This is a genomic window from Exiguobacterium acetylicum DSM 20416, from assembly GCF_000702605.1.
Classification (GTDB): Bacteria; Bacillota; Bacilli; order Exiguobacteriales; family Exiguobacteriaceae; genus Exiguobacterium_A; species Exiguobacterium_A acetylicum.
Map to the genome: position 1 here is coordinate 1,587,845 of NZ_JNIR01000001.1, position 21,611 is coordinate 1,609,455.

The following is a 21,611-nucleotide window of genomic DNA, read 5'->3' on the forward strand; positions in this document are numbered from 1 at the left end:
GAAACAGCGCTTTTTCATCGTTACTTCATTTTTTCTAACTGTTCCCGGTAATCGAGCAAATGCCCATGGATGATATCCTTCGCCTCGCTTAATTCTTGATCGAATGAGAACATCGCTTGTTTTCGTTCGTGGGAGAAGATGACATCGTAATGATGGCTGAGTAAGAAATCAATTTCCTGACCGAGCGTCTTTTCCTGTTCTTCTGTCATCGGGATATCCCGATGACTGGCAATGCTTTCAAGCAAGACGAGCAACTTGTCTTCAAGATCGACAAGCTCCTTCAGTCGAATGAACGCTTCACTTTGACCGCTCGCCACTAGTGGATATTTTTGATCTTCTTGGAGCATCAACATCATTTCCTCATGCTTGAGAATTTGTTTACGGACAGTAAGCAAGCGTCCATCATCTTGCACAAGGCTGCGCCAATCTTCCATCAACTGTTGCGTCGTTTTTTTGACGAGTAACAGTAAGCGGTCTTCATAATGTGGTGGGAAGACGATGTAATTGACGAGGACAGCAGATAATACCCCAACGACAGTCAGCAACGACCGTGATAAGGCGTAGTGGACGTAGTCGGCGGTCGGGCTCTCGAACATCAACACAATTGCAAAAGCGGCGAACGTCGACATATCCGTTCGTCCAATCATCGAATTGAGGACGAGCGAGACAACGACGGCGAGTCCGATCGTCAGTGGATTGGCGCCAAGTGTCGCAACGATGGCGAGTCCACACATCAGTCCAAGTACCGTTCCGAAGATCCGATTGAAGACGATTTTGAACGACCGATGAATCGTCGGTTGCATCGCAACGATTGCCGCGACGGCTCCCATGCCTGAATAAATACCGAAGACATACCAAGAGATGCTGAGGGCAAGAGCTACCGCGATGCCGGTCTTGATCGTCCGAAGTCCAATCCGAAACTTTAATTTCACTCGAGCGTCACCTGCCCGACTTCACTATTGACTGTCACTTCCGGTTTTTCTTGTTTCGACAGTTCATAAATCGTCTCATCCTTATTCTTTTGTTTTGTATATCGGTCAGAGGCTTTAACATCGCCTCCCGTGTCAATCGTAATCGTACCGGCTGCTTTGTTTGGTTTTAGCTTTGTCGCGCCGTCAATCGTTGTGACGTCGAGACTCAACTTCGCCATGTAGTCTGATAGAGAGACACTCTCGCCTGTCACCTGCGCATGGACGGCATCCATTTCCTTGACGGTAATCGCACGTGTTGCATTCAGTGTAATCTCATCACCTTTTACTTTATCGAGACTCATCGCTTCTCCGTCCATCTCGATCGTTTTTGCGTAGATGCCCATTCCTTTCAGTGTACCGGCATCGACATCGACACGGTTCATATAACTTGGTAATCCCACTTGAATCGTGTAGTCTGCTGTTTTTTCGCTCGGACGATTGCCAAGTCGAGACAGCCAACCATCTCGTCCTGTCACCGTCACCGTATTCGTCGATGTACTGATTTTCAGTCGTTTTCCACTCGACGCACTATCGACGAGTTTGATTTGGACGTTTCCGTCTGTGCTTCGAACGAATTGTACCGTTGCGTGCGGCGCCTCGATGGCGAGAGATTTATAGCGATTCGTCGTTTTGAATGTTTCGCCGCGCGATAACAATTCCGTTGAGACGAGCAATGTGATCGAATAGATGAGGACAAGTCCGAGAATGACACCACCGTATAAATAAAGCGGTCGCTTCACTGGCCCTTTTTCTCCAATCCGATTCAACCGTGCATCCATCTTTTGTTTTTGTTTATTTTTCAAGCGTGTGAACGACGATTGTTTTCGTTTCCGCACACTCCTACTATTATGCTCTTCCATGTCAGCCCCTCCATCTCATGTCTACCATTATTCCGAATATCTGAATCGGCTGTCAACAGCCCCCTTCTTATCATAGAAGAAGTTCACCGTTTCGCCATCGGGCGGAAGAAGGAAGCGTCATCGGATGAACCACTGACATTCCAGAAGAATAATCGACAAAAAGGAGAGGAACATTGACGTTTCCTCTCCTTTGCTTAAGAACGGATTATAATTCGAGTGACTCGCCGATTGCGAGTGGATGACCCGTTTGACCTTGCGCTTCAATCTTTTCACAGAATGCGTTGGCATCTTGTTTGATTAAATCAAATGTATCGTAGTGGATCGGTACGACTGCTTTCGCTTGCAACATATCTGCAGCGATCAACGCATCATCCGGACCCATCGTGAAGTTATCACCGATCGGTAAGAAGGCTAAATCGATTTCGTGATGGGCGCCATAAAGGGCTAAATCCCCGAACAGTGCCGTATCGCCTGCATGATAGATTTCTTTCCCTTCGATCGTCAGCAAGAATCCAGCCGGCATCCCCATATACGTAATCGTCTGTTTTTCCTCATCGATGATGCTCGACGAGTGGAATGCCTGTGTCATCTTCACCTTACCAAACGAAAATTCAAACTGTCCGCCGAGATTCATCGGATGAACGTTGAGCCCTTTGAAACTTAGATACGTCGCCAGTTCATGAGTAGCAATGATTGTTGCTCCCGTGGCTTTCGCGATTCGCTCTGCATCAAGCATATGATCGGCATGGGCATGGGTTAGCAAAATAAAATCTGCCTTGACGTCATCTGGATTCGTCGTCGCTTTTTCATTACCGCTAAAGAATGGATCGATGACGAGATGGTGACCATTCGTTTCAATCGTTACTGTTGACTGTCCATGATAAGTTAGCTTCATCTAGTTCACTGCCTCTCGATTAGGATTCGGATAATTGATTCCCTTCCCCCCATGCGCATAAACCTTTCATGGCTGGTTGCAGTGTAAATGCCGCTTCTGTCAATTTGTATTCGACGTGTAAGACGGCTTCATCATACTCAATCCGCTCAATCATTCCGAGACGTTCGAGTTCTTTTAACTGATCAGTCAAGACTTTCCGAGAAATCCCGGGAATGGCACGTTGTAACTCTAAAAAACGTTTCGGACCGTTCTCTAACGTGCAATATAATTGTGGACGCCATTTTCCGCCGATGATGGCGAGCGCCCGATTGACCGGAAATTGTTCTGTCGACATGTTGTTCTCTCCTCCAGAGTAGTTACTTCAAAGTGCGTACTATGCAATCGAGTGTAGCGTAAGTTAGAGTATGCGTAAATCATTTTGCAAAAGGAGTGTTAAGCATGACGTATCCACGTAATTTTTCGCACATCGGTCTTTCTGTACCGAATCTCGACGAAGCCGTCCGTTTTTATCAAGAGGTGATGGGCTGGTATATCATCATGGAACCATCTGATGTCCTCGAAGATGATTCTGCCATCGGTGTCATGTGTACGGATGTCTTTGGTGCAGGATGGAACAAATTCCGGATTGCTCACATGGCGACAGGTGACCGTATCGGAATCGAGTTGTTCGAGTTCCCGAACAATGAACAACCCGAGAACAATTTCGAATTCTGGAAAACAGGGATCTTCCATTATGCGATCCAAGACCCAGACGTCGAAGGACTCGTCGAAAAAATCGTCGCCCACGGCGGCAAACAACGGATGCCGATCCGCGAATACTACCCTGGAGACAAGCCGTATCGGATGGTCTACTGTGAGGATCCATTCGGTAACCTCGTCGAAATCTACTCTCACTCGTATGAACTCACGTATTCGGAAGGAGCGTATTAAACATGAAAGCATGGTTAAATCACTCAGGTACAGCCATTGATCAATGGACATTCGAAGAGGTCGAAACGCCAACGCCAGGAGAAGGACAAGCTTTGATTCGCGTCAAGACCGTCGCGTTGAATCCCGTCGATTATAAAGCGACCAACAATCCAGCTTGGACGTTCCCGCATATTCCGGGCGTTGACCTAGCCGGTGTCGTCGAACAAATCGGACCAGGCGCAGAAGTAAAAGTCGGGGATCGTGTAGCGATTCATACGAACCTGCAACGCGATGGTGCTTTTGCTGAATATGCGCTCGTCGATACACGTGCCCTCGCCCTGATTCCGGAAGACGTCTCATTCGCTGAAGCCGCTGCGATTCTTTGCGCAGGTATGACAGCTTATGAAGCTATCGTCCAAAAGATGAACACGACAGGAAAAGAGACGATCCTCATTCATGCTGGTGCAGGTGGTGTTGGTGGCATCGGCATTCAACTCGCGAAACGCCTTGGTCTTTCGGTCGCAACGACTGCTTCGACGGAAAACCACGAGTGGGTCAAGCGACTCGGTGTCGATCTTGCCATTGACTATAAAAAAGAAAATGTCACGGATGTCATTCGAGACTGGACGAACGGTCGCGGCGCTGACTTGATTTTCAATACAGTCGGTCGTGACGAAGCAACAGCAGATCTCGGACGTCTTGCTTTCTCAGGACAACTTGCCTTCATCGCCGGTGGTCCTGATCAGTCAGTCGTCAAACCGTTCACGCTCTCTCCATCAATCCATGAAGTGGCACTCGCGGCTGCTTATGCCAGCGAAAATGACCGCGCCATCCGAAACCTCGGTCATATGGCAAGCGAGTTATTAAAACTCGTCGCAACAAAAGAACTCGATCCACTCGTCACGGAAGAGATTCCAGCAGCAGACATCGTCAAAGGATTGCAACGTCTATCTGAACGCCACGTCCGTGGTAAAATCATTGCTACATTCAATTAATTTCATTTTGACATGAAACAGCCGATCATCCTATTTTATAAAAGGATGATCGGCTGTTTTTGTACATATCAATGTCTAGCCATGTCCAAGATACAGGCGGCTCGATATTCACCGATAGCGCTCTTGTTTCTTGATATGTAAGGATCGTCCGACCAACTCGAAACCGACATGCTGATAGATCTTATTCGCTGTCTGGTTCGACCAATCGGTATAGAGCGTCACGACCGGATAAGGCTGTAGTAGATGTTCAGATAGTTTGGCGACGAGATAAGAGGCATACCCATTTCCACGCAGTTCTTTCGGCGTATAGACGTAAGAAATCGTAATCCCAGTTTGTGTCGGACGCGTCGCTGCCGCCATTGCGACAAGCATATCTCCACTAAACAGTCCGAACAAGCTTCCTTGATGGATGTGGCGCGTCATCGACTGATGGAGTTGTGCAAGCTGTCGCTCGGAAGGACGCGGTTCGACTTCATATAAAAATCCGGACGCAAACGCTAAGGCTTGTTGTCTTTCATCGTCCGAAATCGGTCGGAAGACGACGTTTTCCGGAACATCTGGCATCTTGACCTTCGTCAGTGCATACATCCCCTGTTCCATATGTACCTCATACATGGAATGTGGAAGTAAAAAGCGGTGCTAAGATGACCTGTTCTCCGACGAATCCTGGACTGTCCAGAATTCGCGCAAGCTTTCGGATCCCTTCTTGCGAGAACACATCCCCAGCGACGATGGCTTGCTCGGGTATCGTTTGCAATATGACGAGACGATGATCGCCTTCTTGTGCCGTTGCCATCAAGAGCGGTTCATCCCCACGTTCTAATATGCCAAGAATCAACTGATGGGTATCCGGACGTTCAAGCAAAAACGGGAGGACGACCTTTTTGAACTGTTCATAATCACGATAATGCGTCACCATAGTCGACGACCTCCTTTATTTTTCTAGTGTACCAAATCTCACACGAGAAATCGTAGGTCGTCCGACGGAATCTATCGATTTTAAACGTTCGCTGTAAAACGTTCACTCCAAGCAACTGGATCTTTCGACCAATCCGCCAACTGTTTTTGCTCTTCTATAGTAATATCGCCTTGTTGTTGCGCCGTTTCGAGTAACGCTTCAAACGTCAGTAATGCATCCGATTCAATTTTTGCGTCGCGGAGATTGTTTGACAAGCGCTCCATCCCGTATGAGAAGATCGCTTGAATGCGAACGACATCTGCCCCTTTCGCTTGCAAGGCTTCCGCTGCCTCGATCGCAGACATCCCGGTCGATAATAAATCTTCGATGACGACGACACGTTGTCCAGGCTGAATGACACCTTCGATTTGATTCCCTTTACCGTGTTTCTTGTTGCCACTACGTACGTAGACCATCGGTAATCCTAATCGTTCCGCGACGAGTGCTGCGTGTGGAATACCTGCCGTCGCGGTTCCCGCAATCACATCGACTGCAAGTCGCTTCACTTTCTCTGCGAGTGCATCCGCAATCAACGAACGAACTTCCGGGTACGAGAGCGTCAAACGATTATCACAATAGATTGGTGAACGAAGTCCACTCGCCCATGTGTATGGATCGTTTGGCGATAAGGTGACGGCTTCAATACGGAGTAACGCACTAGCGATTGGATTTACCATGAGAATTGCCCCTTCCATTGTTCAAGTAACATCTGATAGACCTGTTCGGGATGTTCAGCACGTGTAATCGGACGACCGATCACTAAATCCGACGCTCCATTTTGACGAGCGTCAAGAACGGTCGCGACACGCTTTTGATCATCCGCTTGACTGTTCGTCGGACGAATGCCGGGTGTGACGAACCGAAAATCTGCTCGACAGGCTGGAACTAATTCCGGAAGATCGAGTGCTGAACAAACGATACCATCTAGTCCCGCTGCTTCTGCGAGTTGCGCATACTCACGAACGACAGTCGGCATCGCTCCTTCAATCTTTAAATCGCGTAACATCGCTTCATCCGTCGATGTCAACTGAGTCACGCCAATCAGTTGTGTCTCGGCGTTCGTCTCACGCAGTCCTTCTCGCGCCGCGATCATCATCTCTCTCCCACCGGCAACATGGACGTTCGTCAGATCGACGCCTAGCTGTCCGATGATACGCATCGTCCGGCGCGCCGTTTCTGGAATGTCGTGGACTTTGACATCGAGGAATACCGCATGTCCACGCTCGACGAGTTTACGGACGAACGTTCCGCCTGCTGCATAAAACAATTCCATCCCGACTTTTACGGCCGGTCGTGTCGTTTCGAACCGTTCGAGAAACGAAAAGACTTCTGCTTCGGTCGGAAAATCAAGCGCGATGTAAAGTTGATTCATATGCTTTCCCCCTAATGTCTAAAATATGATCGATACCCAGTTCGTCCATGCGTTCCGGTAACTGCTGAATCAATTCTTGACAGATGTATGGATTGACGAAGTTTGCAGTACCGACGGCAACAGCCGAAGCCCCAGCGTAAATCATTTCCAAGACGTCATCGACCTCCATCACGCCACCCATGCCGATGATCGGGATCGAGACGACTTGTGCAACATCATGAATCATCCGAATCGCGACTGGTTTGATTGACGGACCAGATAATCCACCAATCCGATTGGCAAGGATTGGCTGCCCCGTCCGGACATCGATTCGCATCCCAACGAGTGTATTGATCATCGTCAGACCATCTGCACCAGCGTTCTCGACGGCACGAGCCATCTCGACGATCGAGGTGACGTTCGGTGATAGTTTGACGTAAACCGGTTTAGTCGAGACCCGTTTCACACGTCGTGTCAACTCAGCAGCAAGCAACGGATCCGTCCCAAATTGAATCCCACCCGATTTGACGTTCGGACAGGAAATATTTAATTCCAGTGCATGAATGCCAGGATGCCGACTCATTTTCTCCGCGACGAGCTCATATTCTTCCGGTGTCGAACCCGCGACATTGGCGATGATTGCCGTATCGAACGTCTCGAGGAAAGGCAATTTATTCGTTAGGATGCCATCGACACCCGGGTTTTGGAGACCAATTGCATTCAGCATCCCCATGCCACTCTCTGCGACACGTGGCGTCGGGTTTCCGTAGCGTTCTTCCCCCGTCGCTGCTTTAATCATGATCGCCCCAAGCTCTGATAAATCATACAACTTCGCATATTCCTCACCGAATCCAAAACATCCGGATGCTGGCATGATCGGATTTTTTAAAGAGAGTCCCGGTAACTCGACACGCAATCGTTCCGTCATAATACGACCTCCTCTGCCCGAAAGACTGGACCATCGGAACACGTCTTAACGTACCCGCCCGTCGGTGTTTTACAGACACAGGCAAAGCATGCTCCAATGCCGCATCCCATTCGGTTTTCGATCGACAGATACTTATGTTCGATTGGTTGTTGCTGTAACGTTCGCAACATCGGTTCCGGTCCGCAGGCGAGTAGGACGTCGTAGCTTTCTGGACGTAAGGCTGCCGTGACGAATCCTGTCGTGCCATGCGTTCCATCGACGGTCGTAACCGTCGTCTTACCGAGTGCTTGGAATTCCGCTTCGTAAAAAACACTTGTTGCCGTATCAAATCCTAGAATCGCTTCACATGTCACGCCCCGGGCGACAAGTTGGCGCATCGTCTCATACAGCGGCGGGACACCGATCCCACCACCAACGAGGACGACGCGTTGAGCGGGATGGATAGCAGCAATCGGAAACCCGTTTCCAAGCGGTCCGAGGGCATCGATCGTATCATCCGGACGCAAAGAAGCCAGTTCTGCTGTTCCTTGTCCGATTTCTTTAAAGAGAAACGTGATCAAGTCACGATCGACCCGGGCAATCGAGATCGGTCGGCGTAAGAGTGGACCGACGCGCAGATGCATGAATCGCCCTGGCGCGATGTCCTGAGGTTGCTCGAGGCGACAGACGAGTTCTGTCGCACCTTGAGCTACCTTTCGTCGAGAGACGACCGTCAAGAGTTGCTTCATTGGATCACCACTTTCTTTTCATGTGTGAAGGCTTGGATTGCACTGGCTTCAAACGAGCGACTTTCGATGACACGTAGAATTGCTTCCGCTGTATCGAGTGATGTCAGACAGACGACTTGATTCTCGGCTGCTGCCCGGCGAATGATGAAGCCGTCTTTTGTGACTTGTGAGTCCCGACTCATCGTATTGATGACATATTCGATTTCTCCTTTTTCAATCACGTCGAGCATCGATTCGGAAGACGAGTCGATTTTGCCGACCGTCTGGACCGGTAATCCTTGTTCCGTCAAGTAGGCTGCCGTTCCTTCCGTTGCAAGTAGCGTGAATCCCAGTGAGGCAAAGCGTCGTGCAAGATCCGTCATTTCTGCTTTATCTGGATCTGCGACCGTCAAGAGGACACGACCGTGCTCTGGAATTGCCATCCCTGATGCGAGCAACCCTTTATAGAGCGCTTTTTCAAGCGTCCGGTCCGTTCCGATGACTTCACCGGTTGATTTCATCTCCGGTCCGAGTGTCGGATCAACTTCTTTAAGCTTCGCAAATGAGAAGACCGGTACTTTGACCGAGACGAGTGGTTCTTCCGGTAGGACACCACTTGTTAATCCATAAGAAGCGAGTGTCTCACCGAGAATGATGTCCGTTGCGAGACGCGCGACCGGAAGTCCCGTCACTTTCGAGATGAATGGCACCGTCCGGCTAGCACGCGGATTGACTTCAAGGACATAGAGAGCGCCGTCCGCGTAGACGAACTGGATGTTGAGTAAGCCTTTGATGCCGAATGCTTTCGCAATCCGTGTCGTGTAGTCGACGATCCGGTCCTTGATGTCTTGGGAGACACGTTGTGGCGGATAGACACCAATCGAGTCACCCGAGTGAACACCGGCACGTTCGATGTGCTCCATGATGCCTGGAATGACGACATCCGTTCCGTCGCAGATCGCGTCGACCTCGAGTTCGATTCCTGTCAGGTAGCGGTCAACGAGGACCGGTCGTTCCGGTGAGGCGATGACCGCGTGTTTCATGTAATGTTCCAGTTCTTCTTGAGCATAGACGATTTCCATTGCCCGACCGCCGAGGACGTACGATGGACGAACGAGAACCGGGTAACCGAGTGACGCTGCTGCCGTGACCGCTTCTTCGACTGTCACGGCCGTTTTACCTGGTGGCTGTGGAATGTCGAGCGCCGTCAATGCTGCTTCGAACTGTTTCCGGTCCTCAGCCCGGTCGAGATCCTCAAGCGATGTCCCGAGGATTTTTACACCTTCTGCTGCTAATGACTCGGCTAAGTTGATCGCTGTCTGTCCACCGAACTGGACGATGACACCGAGCGGACGTTCATTTCGGATGACTTCCAGTACATCCTCCGTTGTCAGTGGTTCAAAGTAAAGCCGATCGGAGATCGAGAAGTCGGTCGACACCGTTTCTGGATTGTTGTTGACGATAATTGCTTCGTAGCCAGCTTGACGAATCGCCTGAATCGAATGGACTGTCGCATAATCGAACTCAACGCCTTGACCAATCCGGATCGGTCCCGATCCTAGGACGAGAATCGAAGAACGGTTCGTCGCGATCGCTTCATTTTCGCGTTCGTATGTCCCGTAGTAGTACGGCGTGTCGGACGCGAACTCTGCCGCACACGTATCGACCATCTTATAGACCGGGTGAATCGCTTGTGCTTCACGCATCTGGCGAATCTCCGTTTCCGTTTGTCCGGTGATCCGGGCGAGCATCGGGTCACTGAATCCATACCGCTTCACATGCAGGAGTAGTTCAGGTGTCAAACCAGCTGCGACCGATTGCTCGAGCTGCCAAATATGGTGCAACTTCTCTAGGAACAGGCGATCAATCGCCGTCCAGTCATGAATCTGTTCGACGCTGTAACCGCGGACGAAGCCCGCGTACAAGGCGAAGAGTCGATCGTCCGTCGCTTGGCGAATCGCTTGTTGTAAGGCATCGTCTGCCATTTCGATGAAGCGTGGCATATACAGATCCGCTGTACCGATCTCGAGCGAACGAACGGCTTTTAGTAAGGCCTCTTCCATCGTCCGTCCCATTGCCATGACCTCACCAGTTGCTTTCATCTGTGTTCCGAGTGTTCGGTCTGCCGTTTCGAATTTATCGAACGGCCAGCGCGGAATCTTGGCGACGACATAATCGAGTGCCGGTTCGAAGGAAGCAAAACTTGTCTCGGTGATCGGGTTCTTTAATTCGGATAAGGCATACCCGACGGCAATTTTCGCAGCCAGTTTTGCGATTGGGTAACCCGTTGCTTTTGACGCGAGTGCAGACGAGCGTGAGACACGTGGATTGACTTCGATGACATAGTAGTCGAAGCTCGTCGGATCCAGTGCGAACTGGATGTTACATCCACCCTCAATCCCGAGTGCACGAATGATATCGAGCGAGACGTTTCGTAGCAATTGATAATCGCGATCCGATAGCGTTTGTGTCGGAGCGAAGACGATCGAGTCTCCAGTATGAACACCGACGGGATCGAAGTTTTCCATCGCACAGACGATGATCGCCTGATTCGTCGCATCGCGCATGACTTCGAACTCGACTTCCTTCATCCCGGCAATTGATTTTTCTAGAAGTACTTGTGTTGCCGGACTTGCCTTGAGTCCCCCTTCGACGATTCGCGTGAACTCTTCTGGTGTGTTGGCGATTCCACCGCCCGTTCCTCCAAGCGTATACGCCGGACGGATGATGATCGGTAAACCGATCTGTTGCCGGAATTGTTGTGCCTCTTCAAGCGTATGCACGATTTCACTGTCCGGCACACCATGCCCGCGTTTAAACATCAGTTGACGGAACAAATCACGATCTTCTGCCTCTTCGATTGCTGACAATTTCGTACCAAGTAACTCGACACCATACTCAGCAAGGACACCGAGACGATCCAGCTCGACAGCCAAGTTCAGACCCGTTTGACCCCCGAGTGTCGCAAGTAAGGCGTCTGGTCGCTCCTTGCGGATGATCCGCGAGACGAACTCTGCTTGGAGGGGCTCGATGTAGACACGATCAGCGACCGTTGGATCCGTCATGATCGTTGCTGGGTTCGAGTTGACGAGGATGACTTCATATCCTTCTTCCTTCAAGGCTTGACACGCTTGTGTTCCAGCGTAGTCGAATTCAGCTGCTTGTCCGATCACGATAGGACCGGACCCGATAACGAGAATTTTCTGGATATCTTGACGTTTAGGCATGAGAGACCTCCTGTTGTTTCGTGATTTCTTCTAAAAACTGTTGGAATAGACCGTTCGCATCCATCGGACCAGGTGATGCTTCCGGATGGTACTGGACGGAGAAGACCGCTGCTGTCGTATGACGGATTCCTTCGACCGTTCCGTCATTGATCGCAAGATGCGTCACTTCAAGCACGGTATCGCGTAATGACTGTTCGTCGACGGCATACCCGTGGTTTTGCGACGTGATATCGACGCGACCTGTCCGGATATCTTGGACTGGATGATTCGCCCCTCGGTGACCGAATGGGAGCTTGAACGTATCCGCCCCGTGCGCTAGTGCGATCAACTGATGACCGAGACAGATGCCGAAGATGACAACTTTTCCCGTCAATTCTTGAATCATCGGAATCGCTGTCGGGACATCCTTTGGATTCCCTGGTCCGTTCGACAGCATCACACCGTCTGGACGATAGCGTAAGACTTCCGTTGCACTGACGTCGTAGGGCACGACGACGACTTCACAGCCGCGTTTGACGAGTTCACGGACGATCCCGAGCTTCGCACCGAAGTCGACGAGGACAATCCGCGGTCCAGCGCCCGGAATGATGTACGCTCGTTCCGTCGAGGCCCGCTTGACTTGATCCGTCTCGATAGGGGCGTTTTGAAGATGAACCAGTTCTGCTGCTAAATCGAACTCACCATCAACGAGTCGTCCGCGCATGACGCCTTTCGAACGGATATGTCGTGTCAGTTGACGCGTATCGATTCCACTTAACCCTGGGATGTCGAGATCTTGGAGTGCTGCATCGAGGGACATCTCACTCCGGAAGTTCGACGGTGTCTGACAATGTTCACGTACGATCAATGCTTTAGCGAGTGGACGCGTCGTTTCATAATCTTCTCGGTTAATCCCGTAGTTTCCGATCAACGGATTCGTCAACACGATCATCTGATCGCAGTAAGATGGATCCGATAACATTTCTTGATACCCTGTCATTCCGGTCTGAAAGACGACTTCTCCTGTTGTTGTCGTATCCGAGCCAAATGCTGTTCCTTCAAACGTCATCCCATCCTCTAGTATCAGTGTCCGTTTATGCATGTGCTGTGTCCTCCTTGAATACGATTTCTCCCTTGACGAGCGTCATGACCGGGAATCCTTTTAACCGTTCTCCTGCGAACGGTGTGTTCTTACCTTTTGAGCGGAATCGTTCCGGTGATATGGTCCGCTCTGTTTCTAAATCAAGCAGAACCAAATCTGCTTCCGCCCCCACTTCGAGTTTGCCGTAAGGAAGTTCAAAGATCGCTGCTGCCTTGTCTGTCAAATTCCGAATCAGTGTTTCAAGTGTCATCTCACCTTCAGCGACGAGTTTCGTATAGAGCAATGGGAAGGCCGTCTCAAACCCTGTGATGCCGAACGGGGCGCGTTCGATACCGAGTGCCTTCTCTTCTGCCGCATGAGGAGCATGATCGGTCGCGATGCAATCAATCGTTCCGTCCGCTAGCCCCTCGAGCAATGCTTGGCGATCCGCTTCACTCCGCAGGGGAGGATTCATTTTAAAGTTCGGATCCTGATTCGGTATGTCTTCATCGATCAACACGAGATGGTGTGGTGTGACTTCTGCCGTCACCCGGATCCCGGCTCGTTTCGCATCACGGATGACACGGACCGATTCTTTCGTCGAAACGTGACAAACATGGTAATGGCAGCCAGTCTCTTCGGCGATCAGGACATCCCGGGCGATGTGGATACTCTCAGCAAGCGATGGAATACCTTGTAGTCCTTCCCGTCGACTATAGTTCCCCTCGTGCACACACCCTGCTTTTAATGAATCATCTTCGCAGTGGGCAACGATCGTTTTCCCGAGCCGTGCCGCTTGTTGCATCGCTGTCCGCATGACTGCTGCCGTCTGGACACCGACACCGTCATCCGTGAACGCAACAGCATCTGTTAGTTGGTCGAACGCGACGAGTTCTTGTCCGAGTTGATTTTTTGAAATCGCCGCGTAAGGCAAAACCCGGACGGACGCCGTTTCTTCAATCTTTCGGAACAAGGCATCGAGTGTTTGGCGATCGTCCGGTACAGGACGCGTGTTCGGCATCGGACAAATCGTCGTGAATCCTCCCGCTGCCGCCGCTGCTGTGCCGGTCGCAATCGTTTCCTTATGTTCGCCGCCCGGTTCCCGTAGATGGACATGGATGTCGACGAATCCTGGTGCAACGAATAAGCCGGATGCATCAATGACCGTTTCTCCAGCTTGTGGTGTTGCTGCTAAATCCGTAATTTTCCCGTCATCGATTCGAATATCCCCCGTCCGAACTTGTCCCGCCTCGAACCATCTTGCATTCTCAATTCGTGTTATCATCTTCATCGTCTCCTTTGATTGATTTCGTTGAAAAGCACCATTCTAGAATCGCCATGCGGGCAAAGACACCGTTTTTCATCTGTTCAAAGATCCGTGATCGCGGATGTTCAACCAGTTCGTCGGCAATCTCGACTCCTCGATTGACCGGTGCCGGATGAAGCACGATTGCGGAATTCTTCAGACGGTTCATCCGCTCATGCGTTAATCCATACGTCGCGTGATAGTCTGCTGGATCAAATCGAGTCGTCCCGTCATGCCGTTCGTGCTGGACACGCAGTAACATCAAGATGTCGCACTGTTCGACGGCTTCATCCATCGAAAGATGTGGAATCCCCATCGCCGGATCGTACCACTCAACTGGTCCTGATCCATAGACGATGGCACCGAGTCGCTTTAAGATATCCGCATTCGACCGGGCGACGCGACTATGTTGTAAGTCCCCACAGATGACGACGACTTTTCCTTCGACCGTTCCGTACGTCTCGACCATCGTCATCAGATCGAGTAAGGACTGGGACGGATGTTGACCGCTCCCGTCTCCCGCATTGATGATCGGAATATCGAGCGTTGCTAGTAGTTCTTCGTAATAGCCGGTCGCCCCGTGACGAATGACCAACCCATCTGCGCCGATTGCTTCAAGCGTCTTGCACGTATCGAGTAACGTCTCCCCTTTTTGTACGGAGGAAGTCGCGGTTTCGAACGGTAGTAGATACATGTTCAGGCGATGCTCTGCCATCTCAAAGGAAGAGCGTGTCCGGGTCGAGTTTTCAAAGAACAGATTGACGAGTGTCTTATCGGAAAAATCTGGTGCTGGCTCGCCCCGTTTAAAAGCGAGACTGCGCTCAATCAAAGAATTGATCTCTGTCGTGGATAAGCTTTCTAAATTGACGAAATGCCGGTTTTTTAGGATCGTCTTCATATCATTCACTCCTTTTCAGGTCATGAAAAAGGCGCACCTTCTAAGTGAAGGTGCGCCGAAAGAAGGCAGAGTGATTCCCTGCATCTTTTCATGGCCCTCACTTTATCGTTCTCTCGGAACGTCTTAAAAGTTGTTAGCTACCGATTGAGTTGTAGAGGTTTCCGTTGTTTCTTCGACCTGCTCTGTCGTTTTCGGAAGGACTAGATTCAGGATGATCCCAAGAATCGTCGCCAGTGCCATCCCTTCGAGAGAGAAGTTGCCGATTTTGAGCGCTGCGCCTCCGATACCCGTGACGAGAATGACGGCTGTAATCGTCAAGTTTCGTTTATCGGCAAGATCAATCTTACTTTCCGTCAGCGTCCGGAGACCGTTTGACGCGATGACTCCGAATAAGAGGATACTGATCCCGCCCATGACTGGTGTCGGAATCGTCTTGATGAACCCTTCGACATATCCGAGGAAACCGAAACTGATCGCAAGAACCGCCGCACCACCTAGGACAAAGACACTATAGACGCGAGTGATTGACATGACACCGTTGTTTTCACCGTAGGTCGTAACTGGTGGTCCACCGAGCATCGAAGCGACTGTCTTCGCAATCCCGTCGCCAAGTACGGTCCGGTGCATCCCTGGATCAAGGAGCGTCTCGCGCCCGATGATGCGTGATGTCACTTTTTGTTCGCCGATGTGTTCCGTCAGTGTGACGAGCGTCACGGGAACGATCAGTAGCAAGGCTGCTGTATTCCACGATGGTGTGTAACTCAGGAACGGAATCGTGAAGTCCGGCACGTGGAAGAACGTGGCTTGTTGCAGTGGTGTGAAGTCAATGATTCCGACCGATGCCGCAACGAGATAACCAACCGTGATCCCGAACAGGATCGGAATCGTGCTCCACATTCCTTTTAAGTACGTCATCGCAAGGAGTGTGACACCGAGTGTGACCATCGCGACGAGGAAGTACAGTCCGTTGTACTTACCGTCCGCTCCGTTCATCGCCATGTTGACAGCGGTCGGGGCGAGCGATAAACCGATGACCATGATGACCGGTCCGATGACAACCGGCGGGAGTAAGCGAAGCAACCAAGCAGCTCCCGTGTAGCGGATGAGGAGTGAGACAAGTCCGTAAACGAGTCCAGCGACCATTCCGCCGATTAAGGCATCCTCGACACCCCACCGTTCACTGACGGCAATGATCGGGGCAATGTAGGCAAAACTCGAACCAAGATATGTGGGTACTTTGAAGCGGGTAACGGCGAGGAAAATCAGTGTGCCGACTCCGCTTGCGACGAGCGCGACCGATGTGTTGAGTCCCGTTAAGAGCGGGACGAGCACGGTCGCACCAAACATCGCGAAGACGTGTTGCAGGCTGAGCATCAGCCAGTTTAGAGGGTGAGTAGGTACTTCTTGTACATCAAGTACTGCGGCATGTTTTGCCATATGGATGACTCCCTTTCTGGTCTCTCTGGACCACCTTAAAGGTTTTGAATTTTAGCGTTTAATGAATACTTGATCGGCTTCATCGACTTCAGAAAGCGCGACGACGACTTGTTCCTCACGGGATGTCGGGACGTTCTTACCGATGAAATCTGGTCGAATCGGTAACTCCCGATGTCCGCGGTCGACGAGGACAGCGAGTTGAATCATACTTGGTCTTCCGTGGTCGACGAGCGCGTCCATCGCGGCGCGAACGGTGCGTCCTGTGTAGAGGACATCGTCAACGAGGACGACGATTTTCCCGGTGATGTCTTCCGGTAAATCAGAACCTTTGATTTCTGGTTCTAAACTTCGTTTCGACAAGTCATCCCGGTACATCGAGATGTCGACGACACCGAGTAAGACCGGTTTTCCTTCGATTTGTTCGATTCGCTTCGCAAGGCGACGAGCGAGTGTCTCGCCACGCGTCTTGATTCCGACGATCATCAAATCATGAATCCCTTTGTTTCGTTCGATGATTTCATGGGCGATCCGTGTCAGTGCACGTCCAATCGCGGCTTCATCTAAGATGACGGCTGGTTTCATAGTTTCTCCTTTCATACAAAAGACCTTCTGCGGGAATCCGCAGAAGGTCATCGAAGACAGAATCATGGCATACGTATTGTATGCATGCCTACACACAATCGTGGTAGGTTCTCCCTTTCGCAGCCTCTCCGGACTCGATTAAAGGTGATATTAGTTTGGTAGGATCGTCGCTCGGACGACCGAAGTGTCAGTAGAGGATGTCTCGCATCGCTCTCTAGGTGATACTCTACCGTTTTATTAGAAAAACGTCAAGACTCTAATTCAAGTTTTTTCAATTGACCGATTTCAAATGTCATCTCTTCTGAGAGTGGTGCTTCAAACCGCATCCACTCGCCTGTGCGTGGATGTTCGAAACCGAGAACCGCAGCATGCAAGGCTTGACCGTTCATTTTCATCGTCTTGCGTGGACCATATTTCGGGTCACCTGCAAGCGGGAAACCGATATAACGCATATGGACACGGATTTGGTGTGTCCGTCCTGTTTCAAGTTTACATTCAACGACCGTAAAGCCTTCGTACCGATCAAGCACACGGAAATGGGTTACGGCAGACTTTGAATTCTTATCCGTTACCGTCATCCGTTGACGGTCGTTCTTATCGCGTCCGATTGGTGCTTCGATTGTTCCGAGTTCGTGCGGGATTTCACCGTGTACGAGCGCGATGTAAAGACGTTCTGTCGTCTTCTCTTTTAATTGATGCGCGAGCGATTCATGCGCTAAGTCGTTCTTAGCGACCATCAAGAGACCTGACGTATCCTTATCGATCTGGTGAACGATTCCTGGACGTTTGACGCCATTGATGCCTGAGAGATCTTGACAGTGGTGTAATAAGGCGTTGACGAGCGTTCCTGAGACATGACCTGCCGCCGGGTGAACGACCATCCCTTTTGGTTTGTTGACGACGATGACGTCCGAGTCCTCATAGACGACATCAAGTGGGATGTCTTCCGGTAAGATCTCGAGCTCCACCGCTTCCGGGATATGAACGACAATCGATTCCGTTCCCGATAATTTATAGTTCGGTTTGACAACACGACCATCGACTTCGACACGTCCCGCTTTCAACCATTCCTGTACTTGCGAACGCGACCAATCGTTTTGTTCTGCGAGCCATTTATCAATGCGCCCTGTCGCTCCATCCGCTTGCACGGACCATGTTTCTACTTCATTCATTTATCCATCGTTCCTTTCTTAGTCAACCGTTCTTCGAACATGACGCTGATCAGCATCGCGATGACACCAAACGTCAAACAGACGTCTGCGACATTAAAGATCGGAAAATTATAGCCGAACGGGAAGAAGTGGAAGAAATCAACGACTTCTCCTCGTGCCATTCGATCAATGAAATTTCCGATCGCACCACTGAGCAATAACGCGATGCTCCAAGCAAATACCTTATTTTTCGTGCCTTCCTTGTAGAGGAAGTAAATCAATCCAATGACGACGACGACTGTAACGATGAAGAAAAAGCCGAATTTACCTTCGAGCATTCCCCACGCAGCGCCTCGATTCCGATACGAGTTGAGATAAAAGAAATCCGGAATGACCGTGATCGCTTGACCGATCGTCATGTTTTGAACGACGATCCATTTCGTCAACTGGTCGATTCCAACGAGTAAAGCAGCAATCCCTAAGTAAAGCCACATCCTATTGTCCTCCGCATCCAAAAATAATGAGGGACGTCCTGCGAAGTCGCAGTCGCCCCTCCCTTTGTATCATTATAAAGAATTGACGACTTCAGTACAACGTGGGCAAAGCGTCGGATGAGCCGGATCTTGTCCGAGTTCCGTCGAATATGTCCAACAACGTTCACATTTTTCACCGTCAGCTTTTTGAACCGTGATGCCGGTCGTCTCATACATCTTATCTGCCGTTTCCACGAATTCGAGTTGTGAGACTTGGAGTAACTGCTCAAGATGATCAATCGTACCGAGCAAGGCTTTTGTTTCTTCTTTCGGCGCAAGTAAGAGTTTCGCTTCGAGTGTCTTACCGACGAGTTTCTCAACGCGTGCTTCCTCGAGTGCTTTTAAGACATCATCGCGGAACGTCAGGAACGCGTTCCATTTCTCGATGAGGGCAAGTCCTTCTTCTGAGACTTCGACCGTTTCCGGAAGGTCCGTCAAGAAGATACTCTTCGTCTCAACAGCTGGTACGAACTCCCATGCTTCGTCTGCTGTGTGTGGCAGGACAGGTGCCATCAATTGCAACAAGGCGACGACTGTATCATACATGACCGTCTGAACCGCACGACGCGACGTCGCGTCTGCTTTTTCGATATACAGGATATCTTTCGTGTAATCGAGGTAGAACGACGACAAATCAAGGACGCAGAAGTTGTGGAGCAATTGATAGACCGACATGAAGTCGTACGCATCATATGCCGCTTTTACTTTTCCAACAAGTTGGTCCAATTTCGTCCGCATGAAACGGTCTGACTCTGGTAAGTCTTCAAATGCGACACGATGCGCCGCAGGATCGAATTGATCCAAGTTTCCGAGAAGGAAACGAACCGTGTTGCGGATTTTCCGGTATGACTCTGAGACTTGTTTGAAGTTATCCATCGATGCCCGGACATCGGCTTGATAATCAACAGATGCGACCCATAAGCGAAGAATCTCTGCTCCGAATTGTTGCATGACTTGGATCGGTGCGATCGTGTTACCGATCGATTTAGACATCTTACGACCTTGACCATCCAAGACGAATCCGTGACTGACGACCGCTTTATATGGTGCTTTCCCTGTCGTTGCGACAGCTGTCGATAACGAAGAGTTAAACCAACCGCGGTATTGGTCAGATCCTTCAAGATAGAGATCCGCCGGACGCGTCAATTCAGGACGTGTCGCAAGGACACCGGCATGTGATGAACCAGAATCGAACCAGACATCCATGATGTCCGTTTCTTTTTTGAAGATACCGTTCGGACTGGCTGGATGTGTGAATCCTTCAGGAAGCAAGTCGACCGCTTCGCGCTCATACCAGACGTTTGATCCGTGAGCTGCGAACAAGTTCGCGATATGATCAATCGTTTCTGGTGTGACGATTTCCGTACCGTCTTCAGCGTAGAAGATTGGAAGTGGTACACCCCAAGCGCGTTGACGTGAGATGACCCAGTCGCCGCGGTCTTTAAACATGTTGTGAAGACGTGTTTCGCCCCACTCTGGTACCCACTGGACGCCTTTGATCTCATCAAGGATTTCCGCACGGAAGTCTTTGATTGAAGCGAACCACTGTGGCGTTGCCCGGAATATGACCGGTTTTTTCGTCCGCCAGTCGTGTGGATACGAGTGTTTGATGAACGATAGTTTTAAGAGAGCGCCTGCTTCTTCGAGGGCGAGACCGATTTCTTTGTTCGCATCCTCATAGAACATGCCTTCAAATCCAGGAGCTTCTGCTGTCATGACTCCTTTATCGTCAACTGGGCAAAGGACGTCAAGACCGTACGCTTGACCGATGCGGAAGTCATCTTCCCCGTGACCTGGAGCTGTATGAACGACACCTGTCGCTTCTGCTGTAACGTGATCGCCAAGCATGACGAGTGATTCACGATCGTAAAGCGGATGTTTTGCCTTGATGTACTCGAAGTCCGCACCATTGAAGACACGTCCGACTGTTGCATCTTCCCATCCGAGTGCTTCGATGACTTCAGGAACGAGCGTTTCCGCTACGATATAGCCTTTTCCTTGATATTCGATCCGCGCATACGTCAATTCCGCACTGACAGAGATTCCAAGGTTCGCTGGAATCGTCCATGGTGTCGTCGTCCAGATGACGAAATTATCCGTCGGCTCTAAGATGTTTTTTCCGTCCATGACTTGGAACGCGACATAGATGGCAGCTGATCGTTTATCTTGATATTCGATTTCTGCTTCAGCTAGTGCCGATTCAGAAGACGGTGACCAATAGACTGGCTTCTTCCCTTTATAGATATAGCCTTTGTTCGCCATATCTCCGAATAAACGAATTTGCGCTGCTTCAAATTCTGGTTGCAGGGTGATATATGGGTTGTCATAGTCACCGAGTACGCCGAGGCGTTTGAATTGCTCGCGTTGGTGATCGACTTGTTCGAGCGCATATTTCGCACATAATTCACGGAATTCCGCGACCGTCATCGATTTACGATCAACGCCGGCTTTTTGAAGTGCTGTTTCGATTGGTAATCCATGTGTGTCCCAACCTGGTACGTACGGAGACTGGAATCCATTCATCGATTTATAACGAACGATGATGTCTTTTAGGACTTTGTTTAATCCGTGACCCATATGGATATCACCATTCGCATACGGAGGACCGTCGTGGAGGATGAACGTTGGTTTCCCAGCGTTCTTTTCCTGTACGGCAGCATAGAGGTTCATTTCTTCCCAACGTGCTTGCATATCTGGTTCACGTTTAGGTAAATTGCCTCGCATTAAAAACTCAGTTTTCATCATCAATAAGGTTTCTTTGTAATCCATCTGACCATCTCTCACCTTTCGCTTTAAAAGTACAAAAAAAGCCAAGCTCATCCCTGAGATAGGGACGAGCTTGG

Annotated in this window: 21 protein-coding genes and 1 other annotated feature (1 of these 22 cut by a window edge); of the genes, 2 read left to right on the forward strand and 19 right to left on the reverse strand. The window is 50.3% G+C overall.

The genetic code is table 11. The annotated features are described in order from the left end of the window. Nucleotides 1–20 precede the first annotated feature (20 nt). The 4 genes from P401_RS0108630 to P401_RS0108645 form a co-directional block, all read right to left on the reverse strand. Nucleotides 21–932, reverse strand: coding sequence for an FUSC family protein (locus tag P401_RS0108630; RefSeq protein ID WP_029342116.1), 912 nt, complete (start codon nt 930–932; stop codon nt 21–23). Next, complete coding sequence (locus tag P401_RS0108635; protein WP_029342117.1) at nt 929–1,831, reverse strand: DUF4097 family beta strand repeat-containing protein; 903 nt, start codon at nt 1,829–1,831, stop codon at nt 929–931. Before P401_RS0108635 ends, P401_RS0108630 begins: the two co-directional genes overlap by 4 nt. Before the next feature lie 205 nt (nt 1,832–2,036). Next, complete coding sequence (locus P401_RS0108640; protein WP_029342118.1) at nt 2,037–2,726, reverse strand: metal-dependent hydrolase; 690 nt, start codon at nt 2,724–2,726, stop codon at nt 2,037–2,039. Nucleotides 2,727–2,745: 19 nt separating this feature from the next. Continuing rightward, nucleotides 2,746–3,060: a winged helix-turn-helix transcriptional regulator gene (locus P401_RS0108645; protein ID WP_023468777.1), complete on the reverse strand. Its 315-nt coding sequence runs from the start codon at nt 3,058–3,060 to the stop codon at nt 2,746–2,748. A 104-nt stretch (nt 3,061–3,164) separates the two neighbouring features. On the opposite strand from P401_RS0108645, the gene P401_RS0108650 reads away from it, so the two are divergent. Beyond that, nucleotides 3,165–3,656, forward strand: coding sequence for a lactoylglutathione lyase family protein (locus P401_RS0108650; protein WP_023468778.1), 492 nt, complete (start codon nt 3,165–3,167; stop codon nt 3,654–3,656). Between the two features lie 2 nt (nt 3,657–3,658). Further along, the gene (locus P401_RS0108655) at nt 3,659–4,630 is read left to right on the forward strand and encodes a zinc-binding dehydrogenase (RefSeq protein ID WP_029342119.1); all 972 of its coding nucleotides are present in this window, start codon (nt 3,659–3,661) and stop codon (nt 4,628–4,630) included. Between the two features lie 108 nt (nt 4,631–4,738). On the opposite strand, the gene P401_RS18860 is transcribed toward P401_RS0108655, so the two are convergent. The 15 genes from P401_RS18860 to ileS form a co-directional block, all read right to left on the reverse strand. Next, nucleotides 4,739–5,230 carry a GNAT family N-acetyltransferase gene (locus tag P401_RS18860; protein ID WP_236627096.1) on the reverse strand — a complete coding sequence of 164 codons (492 nt, stop codon included), beginning with the start codon at nt 5,228–5,230 and terminating at the stop codon, nt 4,739–4,741. A gap of 7 nt (nt 5,231–5,237) precedes the next feature. Further along, entirely contained in the window at nt 5,238–5,549 is a 312-nt protein-coding gene (locus P401_RS18865) for a hypothetical protein (protein ID WP_236627097.1), read from the reverse strand. An 80-nt stretch (nt 5,550–5,629) separates the two neighbouring features. Next, nucleotides 5,630–6,271 (reverse strand): orotate phosphoribosyltransferase, encoded by a 642-nt coding sequence (gene pyrE / locus P401_RS0108665; RefSeq protein WP_412767685.1) that lies wholly within the window; start codon nt 6,269–6,271, stop codon nt 5,630–5,632. Beyond that, nucleotides 6,259–6,960, reverse strand: a complete 702-nt coding sequence (gene pyrF / locus P401_RS0108670) for an orotidine-5'-phosphate decarboxylase (protein ID WP_029342121.1) — start codon at nt 6,958–6,960, stop codon at nt 6,259–6,261. The genes pyrE and pyrF overlap by 13 nt, the downstream gene beginning before the upstream one ends. Next, nucleotides 6,935–7,867 (reverse strand): dihydroorotate dehydrogenase, encoded by a 933-nt coding sequence (locus tag P401_RS0108675; protein ID WP_029342122.1) that lies wholly within the window; start codon nt 7,865–7,867, stop codon nt 6,935–6,937. The genes pyrF and P401_RS0108675 overlap by 26 nt, the downstream gene beginning before the upstream one ends. Beyond that, the gene (locus P401_RS0108680) at nt 7,864–8,595 is read right to left on the reverse strand and encodes an iron-sulfur cluster-binding protein (RefSeq protein WP_029342123.1); all 732 of its coding nucleotides are present in this window, start codon (nt 8,593–8,595) and stop codon (nt 7,864–7,866) included. The genes P401_RS0108675 and P401_RS0108680 overlap by 4 nt, the downstream gene beginning before the upstream one ends. Further along, nucleotides 8,592–11,801: a carbamoyl-phosphate synthase large subunit gene (gene carB, locus P401_RS0108685; protein ID WP_029342124.1), complete on the reverse strand. Its 3,210-nt coding sequence runs from the start codon at nt 11,799–11,801 to the stop codon at nt 8,592–8,594. Before carB ends, P401_RS0108680 begins: the two co-directional genes overlap by 4 nt. Beyond that, the gene (locus tag P401_RS0108690; RefSeq protein WP_029342125.1) at nt 11,794–12,882 is read right to left on the reverse strand and encodes a carbamoyl phosphate synthase small subunit; all 1,089 of its coding nucleotides are present in this window, start codon (nt 12,880–12,882) and stop codon (nt 11,794–11,796) included. The genes carB and P401_RS0108690 overlap by 8 nt, the downstream gene beginning before the upstream one ends. Next, the gene (locus tag P401_RS0108695) at nt 12,875–14,146 is read right to left on the reverse strand and encodes a dihydroorotase (RefSeq protein WP_029342126.1); all 1,272 of its coding nucleotides are present in this window, start codon (nt 14,144–14,146) and stop codon (nt 12,875–12,877) included. The genes P401_RS0108690 and P401_RS0108695 overlap by 8 nt, the downstream gene beginning before the upstream one ends. Further along, the gene (locus tag P401_RS0108700) at nt 14,130–15,065 is read right to left on the reverse strand and encodes an aspartate carbamoyltransferase catalytic subunit (protein ID WP_029342127.1); all 936 of its coding nucleotides are present in this window, start codon (nt 15,063–15,065) and stop codon (nt 14,130–14,132) included. Before P401_RS0108700 ends, P401_RS0108695 begins: the two co-directional genes overlap by 17 nt. 123 nt (nt 15,066–15,188) lie before the next feature. Continuing rightward, nucleotides 15,189–16,502, reverse strand: coding sequence for a uracil-xanthine permease family protein (locus tag P401_RS0108705; RefSeq protein WP_029342128.1), 1,314 nt, complete (start codon nt 16,500–16,502; stop codon nt 15,189–15,191). Nucleotides 16,503–16,553: 51 nt separating this feature from the next. After that, entirely contained in the window at nt 16,554–17,084 is a 531-nt protein-coding gene (gene pyrR / locus P401_RS0108710) for a bifunctional pyr operon transcriptional regulator/uracil phosphoribosyltransferase PyrR (protein ID WP_029342129.1), read from the reverse strand. A gap of 248 nt (nt 17,085–17,332) precedes the next feature. Continuing rightward, the gene (locus P401_RS0108715) at nt 17,333–18,256 is read right to left on the reverse strand and encodes an RluA family pseudouridine synthase (protein WP_029342130.1); all 924 of its coding nucleotides are present in this window, start codon (nt 18,254–18,256) and stop codon (nt 17,333–17,335) included. Next, nucleotides 18,253–18,729: a signal peptidase II gene (gene lspA, locus P401_RS0108720; RefSeq protein WP_029342131.1), complete on the reverse strand. Its 477-nt coding sequence runs from the start codon at nt 18,727–18,729 to the stop codon at nt 18,253–18,255. The genes P401_RS0108715 and lspA overlap by 4 nt, the downstream gene beginning before the upstream one ends. A 72-nt stretch (nt 18,730–18,801) precedes the next feature. Then, nucleotides 18,802–21,537: an isoleucine--tRNA ligase gene (gene ileS / locus P401_RS0108725; RefSeq protein WP_029342132.1), complete on the reverse strand. Its 2,736-nt coding sequence runs from the start codon at nt 21,535–21,537 to the stop codon at nt 18,802–18,804. Between the two features lie 57 nt (nt 21,538–21,594). Further along, nucleotides 21,595–21,611, reverse strand: a binding site (T-box leader); it runs 224 nt beyond the window's last position.

What these genes read in the sequence shown, in the direction of transcription:
- P401_RS0108635 (WP_029342117.1), bottom strand. Translation starts at nt 1,831, where the DNA reads ATGGAAGAGCATAATAGTAGGAGTGTGCGGAAACGAAAACAATCGTCG.
- P401_RS0108640 (WP_029342118.1), bottom strand. Translation starts at nt 2,726, where the DNA reads ATGAAGCTAACTTATCATGGACAGTCAACAGTAACGATTGAAACGAAT.
- P401_RS0108645 (WP_023468777.1), bottom strand. Translation starts at nt 3,060, where the DNA reads ATGTCGACAGAACAATTTCCGGTCAATCGGGCGCTCGCCATCATCGGC.
- P401_RS0108650 (WP_023468778.1), top strand. Translation starts at nt 3,165, where the DNA reads ATGACGTATCCACGTAATTTTTCGCACATCGGTCTTTCTGTACCGAAT.
- P401_RS0108655 (WP_029342119.1), top strand. Translation starts at nt 3,659, where the DNA reads ATGAAAGCATGGTTAAATCACTCAGGTACAGCCATTGATCAATGGACA.
- P401_RS18860 (WP_236627096.1), bottom strand. Translation starts at nt 5,230, where the DNA reads ATGGAACAGGGGATGTATGCACTGACGAAGGTCAAGATGCCAGATGTT.
- P401_RS18865 (WP_236627097.1), bottom strand. Translation starts at nt 5,549, where the DNA reads ATGGTGACGCATTATCGTGATTATGAACAGTTCAAAAAGGTCGTCCTC.
- pyrF (WP_029342121.1), bottom strand. Translation starts at nt 6,960, where the DNA reads ATGAATCAACTTTACATCGCGCTTGATTTTCCGACCGAAGCAGAAGTC.
- P401_RS0108675 (WP_029342122.1), bottom strand. Translation starts at nt 7,867, where the DNA reads ATGACGGAACGATTGCGTGTCGAGTTACCGGGACTCTCTTTAAAAAAT.
- P401_RS0108680 (WP_029342123.1), bottom strand. Translation starts at nt 8,595, where the DNA reads ATGAAGCAACTCTTGACGGTCGTCTCTCGACGAAAGGTAGCTCAAGGT.
- carB (WP_029342124.1), bottom strand. Translation starts at nt 11,801, where the DNA reads ATGCCTAAACGTCAAGATATCCAGAAAATTCTCGTTATCGGGTCCGGT.
- P401_RS0108690 (WP_029342125.1), bottom strand. Translation starts at nt 12,882, where the DNA reads ATGCATAAACGGACACTGATACTAGAGGATGGGATGACGTTTGAAGGA.
- P401_RS0108695 (WP_029342126.1), bottom strand. Translation starts at nt 14,146, where the DNA reads ATGATAACACGAATTGAGAATGCAAGATGGTTCGAGGCGGGACAAGTT.
- P401_RS0108700 (WP_029342127.1), bottom strand. Translation starts at nt 15,065, where the DNA reads ATGAAGACGATCCTAAAAAACCGGCATTTCGTCAATTTAGAAAGCTTA.
- P401_RS0108705 (WP_029342128.1), bottom strand. Translation starts at nt 16,502, where the DNA reads ATGGCAAAACATGCCGCAGTACTTGATGTACAAGAAGTACCTACTCAC.
- pyrR (WP_029342129.1), bottom strand. Translation starts at nt 17,084, where the DNA reads ATGAAACCAGCCGTCATCTTAGATGAAGCCGCGATTGGACGTGCACTG.
- P401_RS0108715 (WP_029342130.1), bottom strand. Translation starts at nt 18,256, where the DNA reads ATGAATGAAGTAGAAACATGGTCCGTGCAAGCGGATGGAGCGACAGGG.
- lspA (WP_029342131.1), bottom strand. Translation starts at nt 18,729, where the DNA reads ATGTGGCTTTACTTAGGGATTGCTGCTTTACTCGTTGGAATCGACCAG.
- ileS (WP_029342132.1), bottom strand. Translation starts at nt 21,537, where the DNA reads ATGGATTACAAAGAAACCTTATTGATGATGAAAACTGAGTTTTTAATG.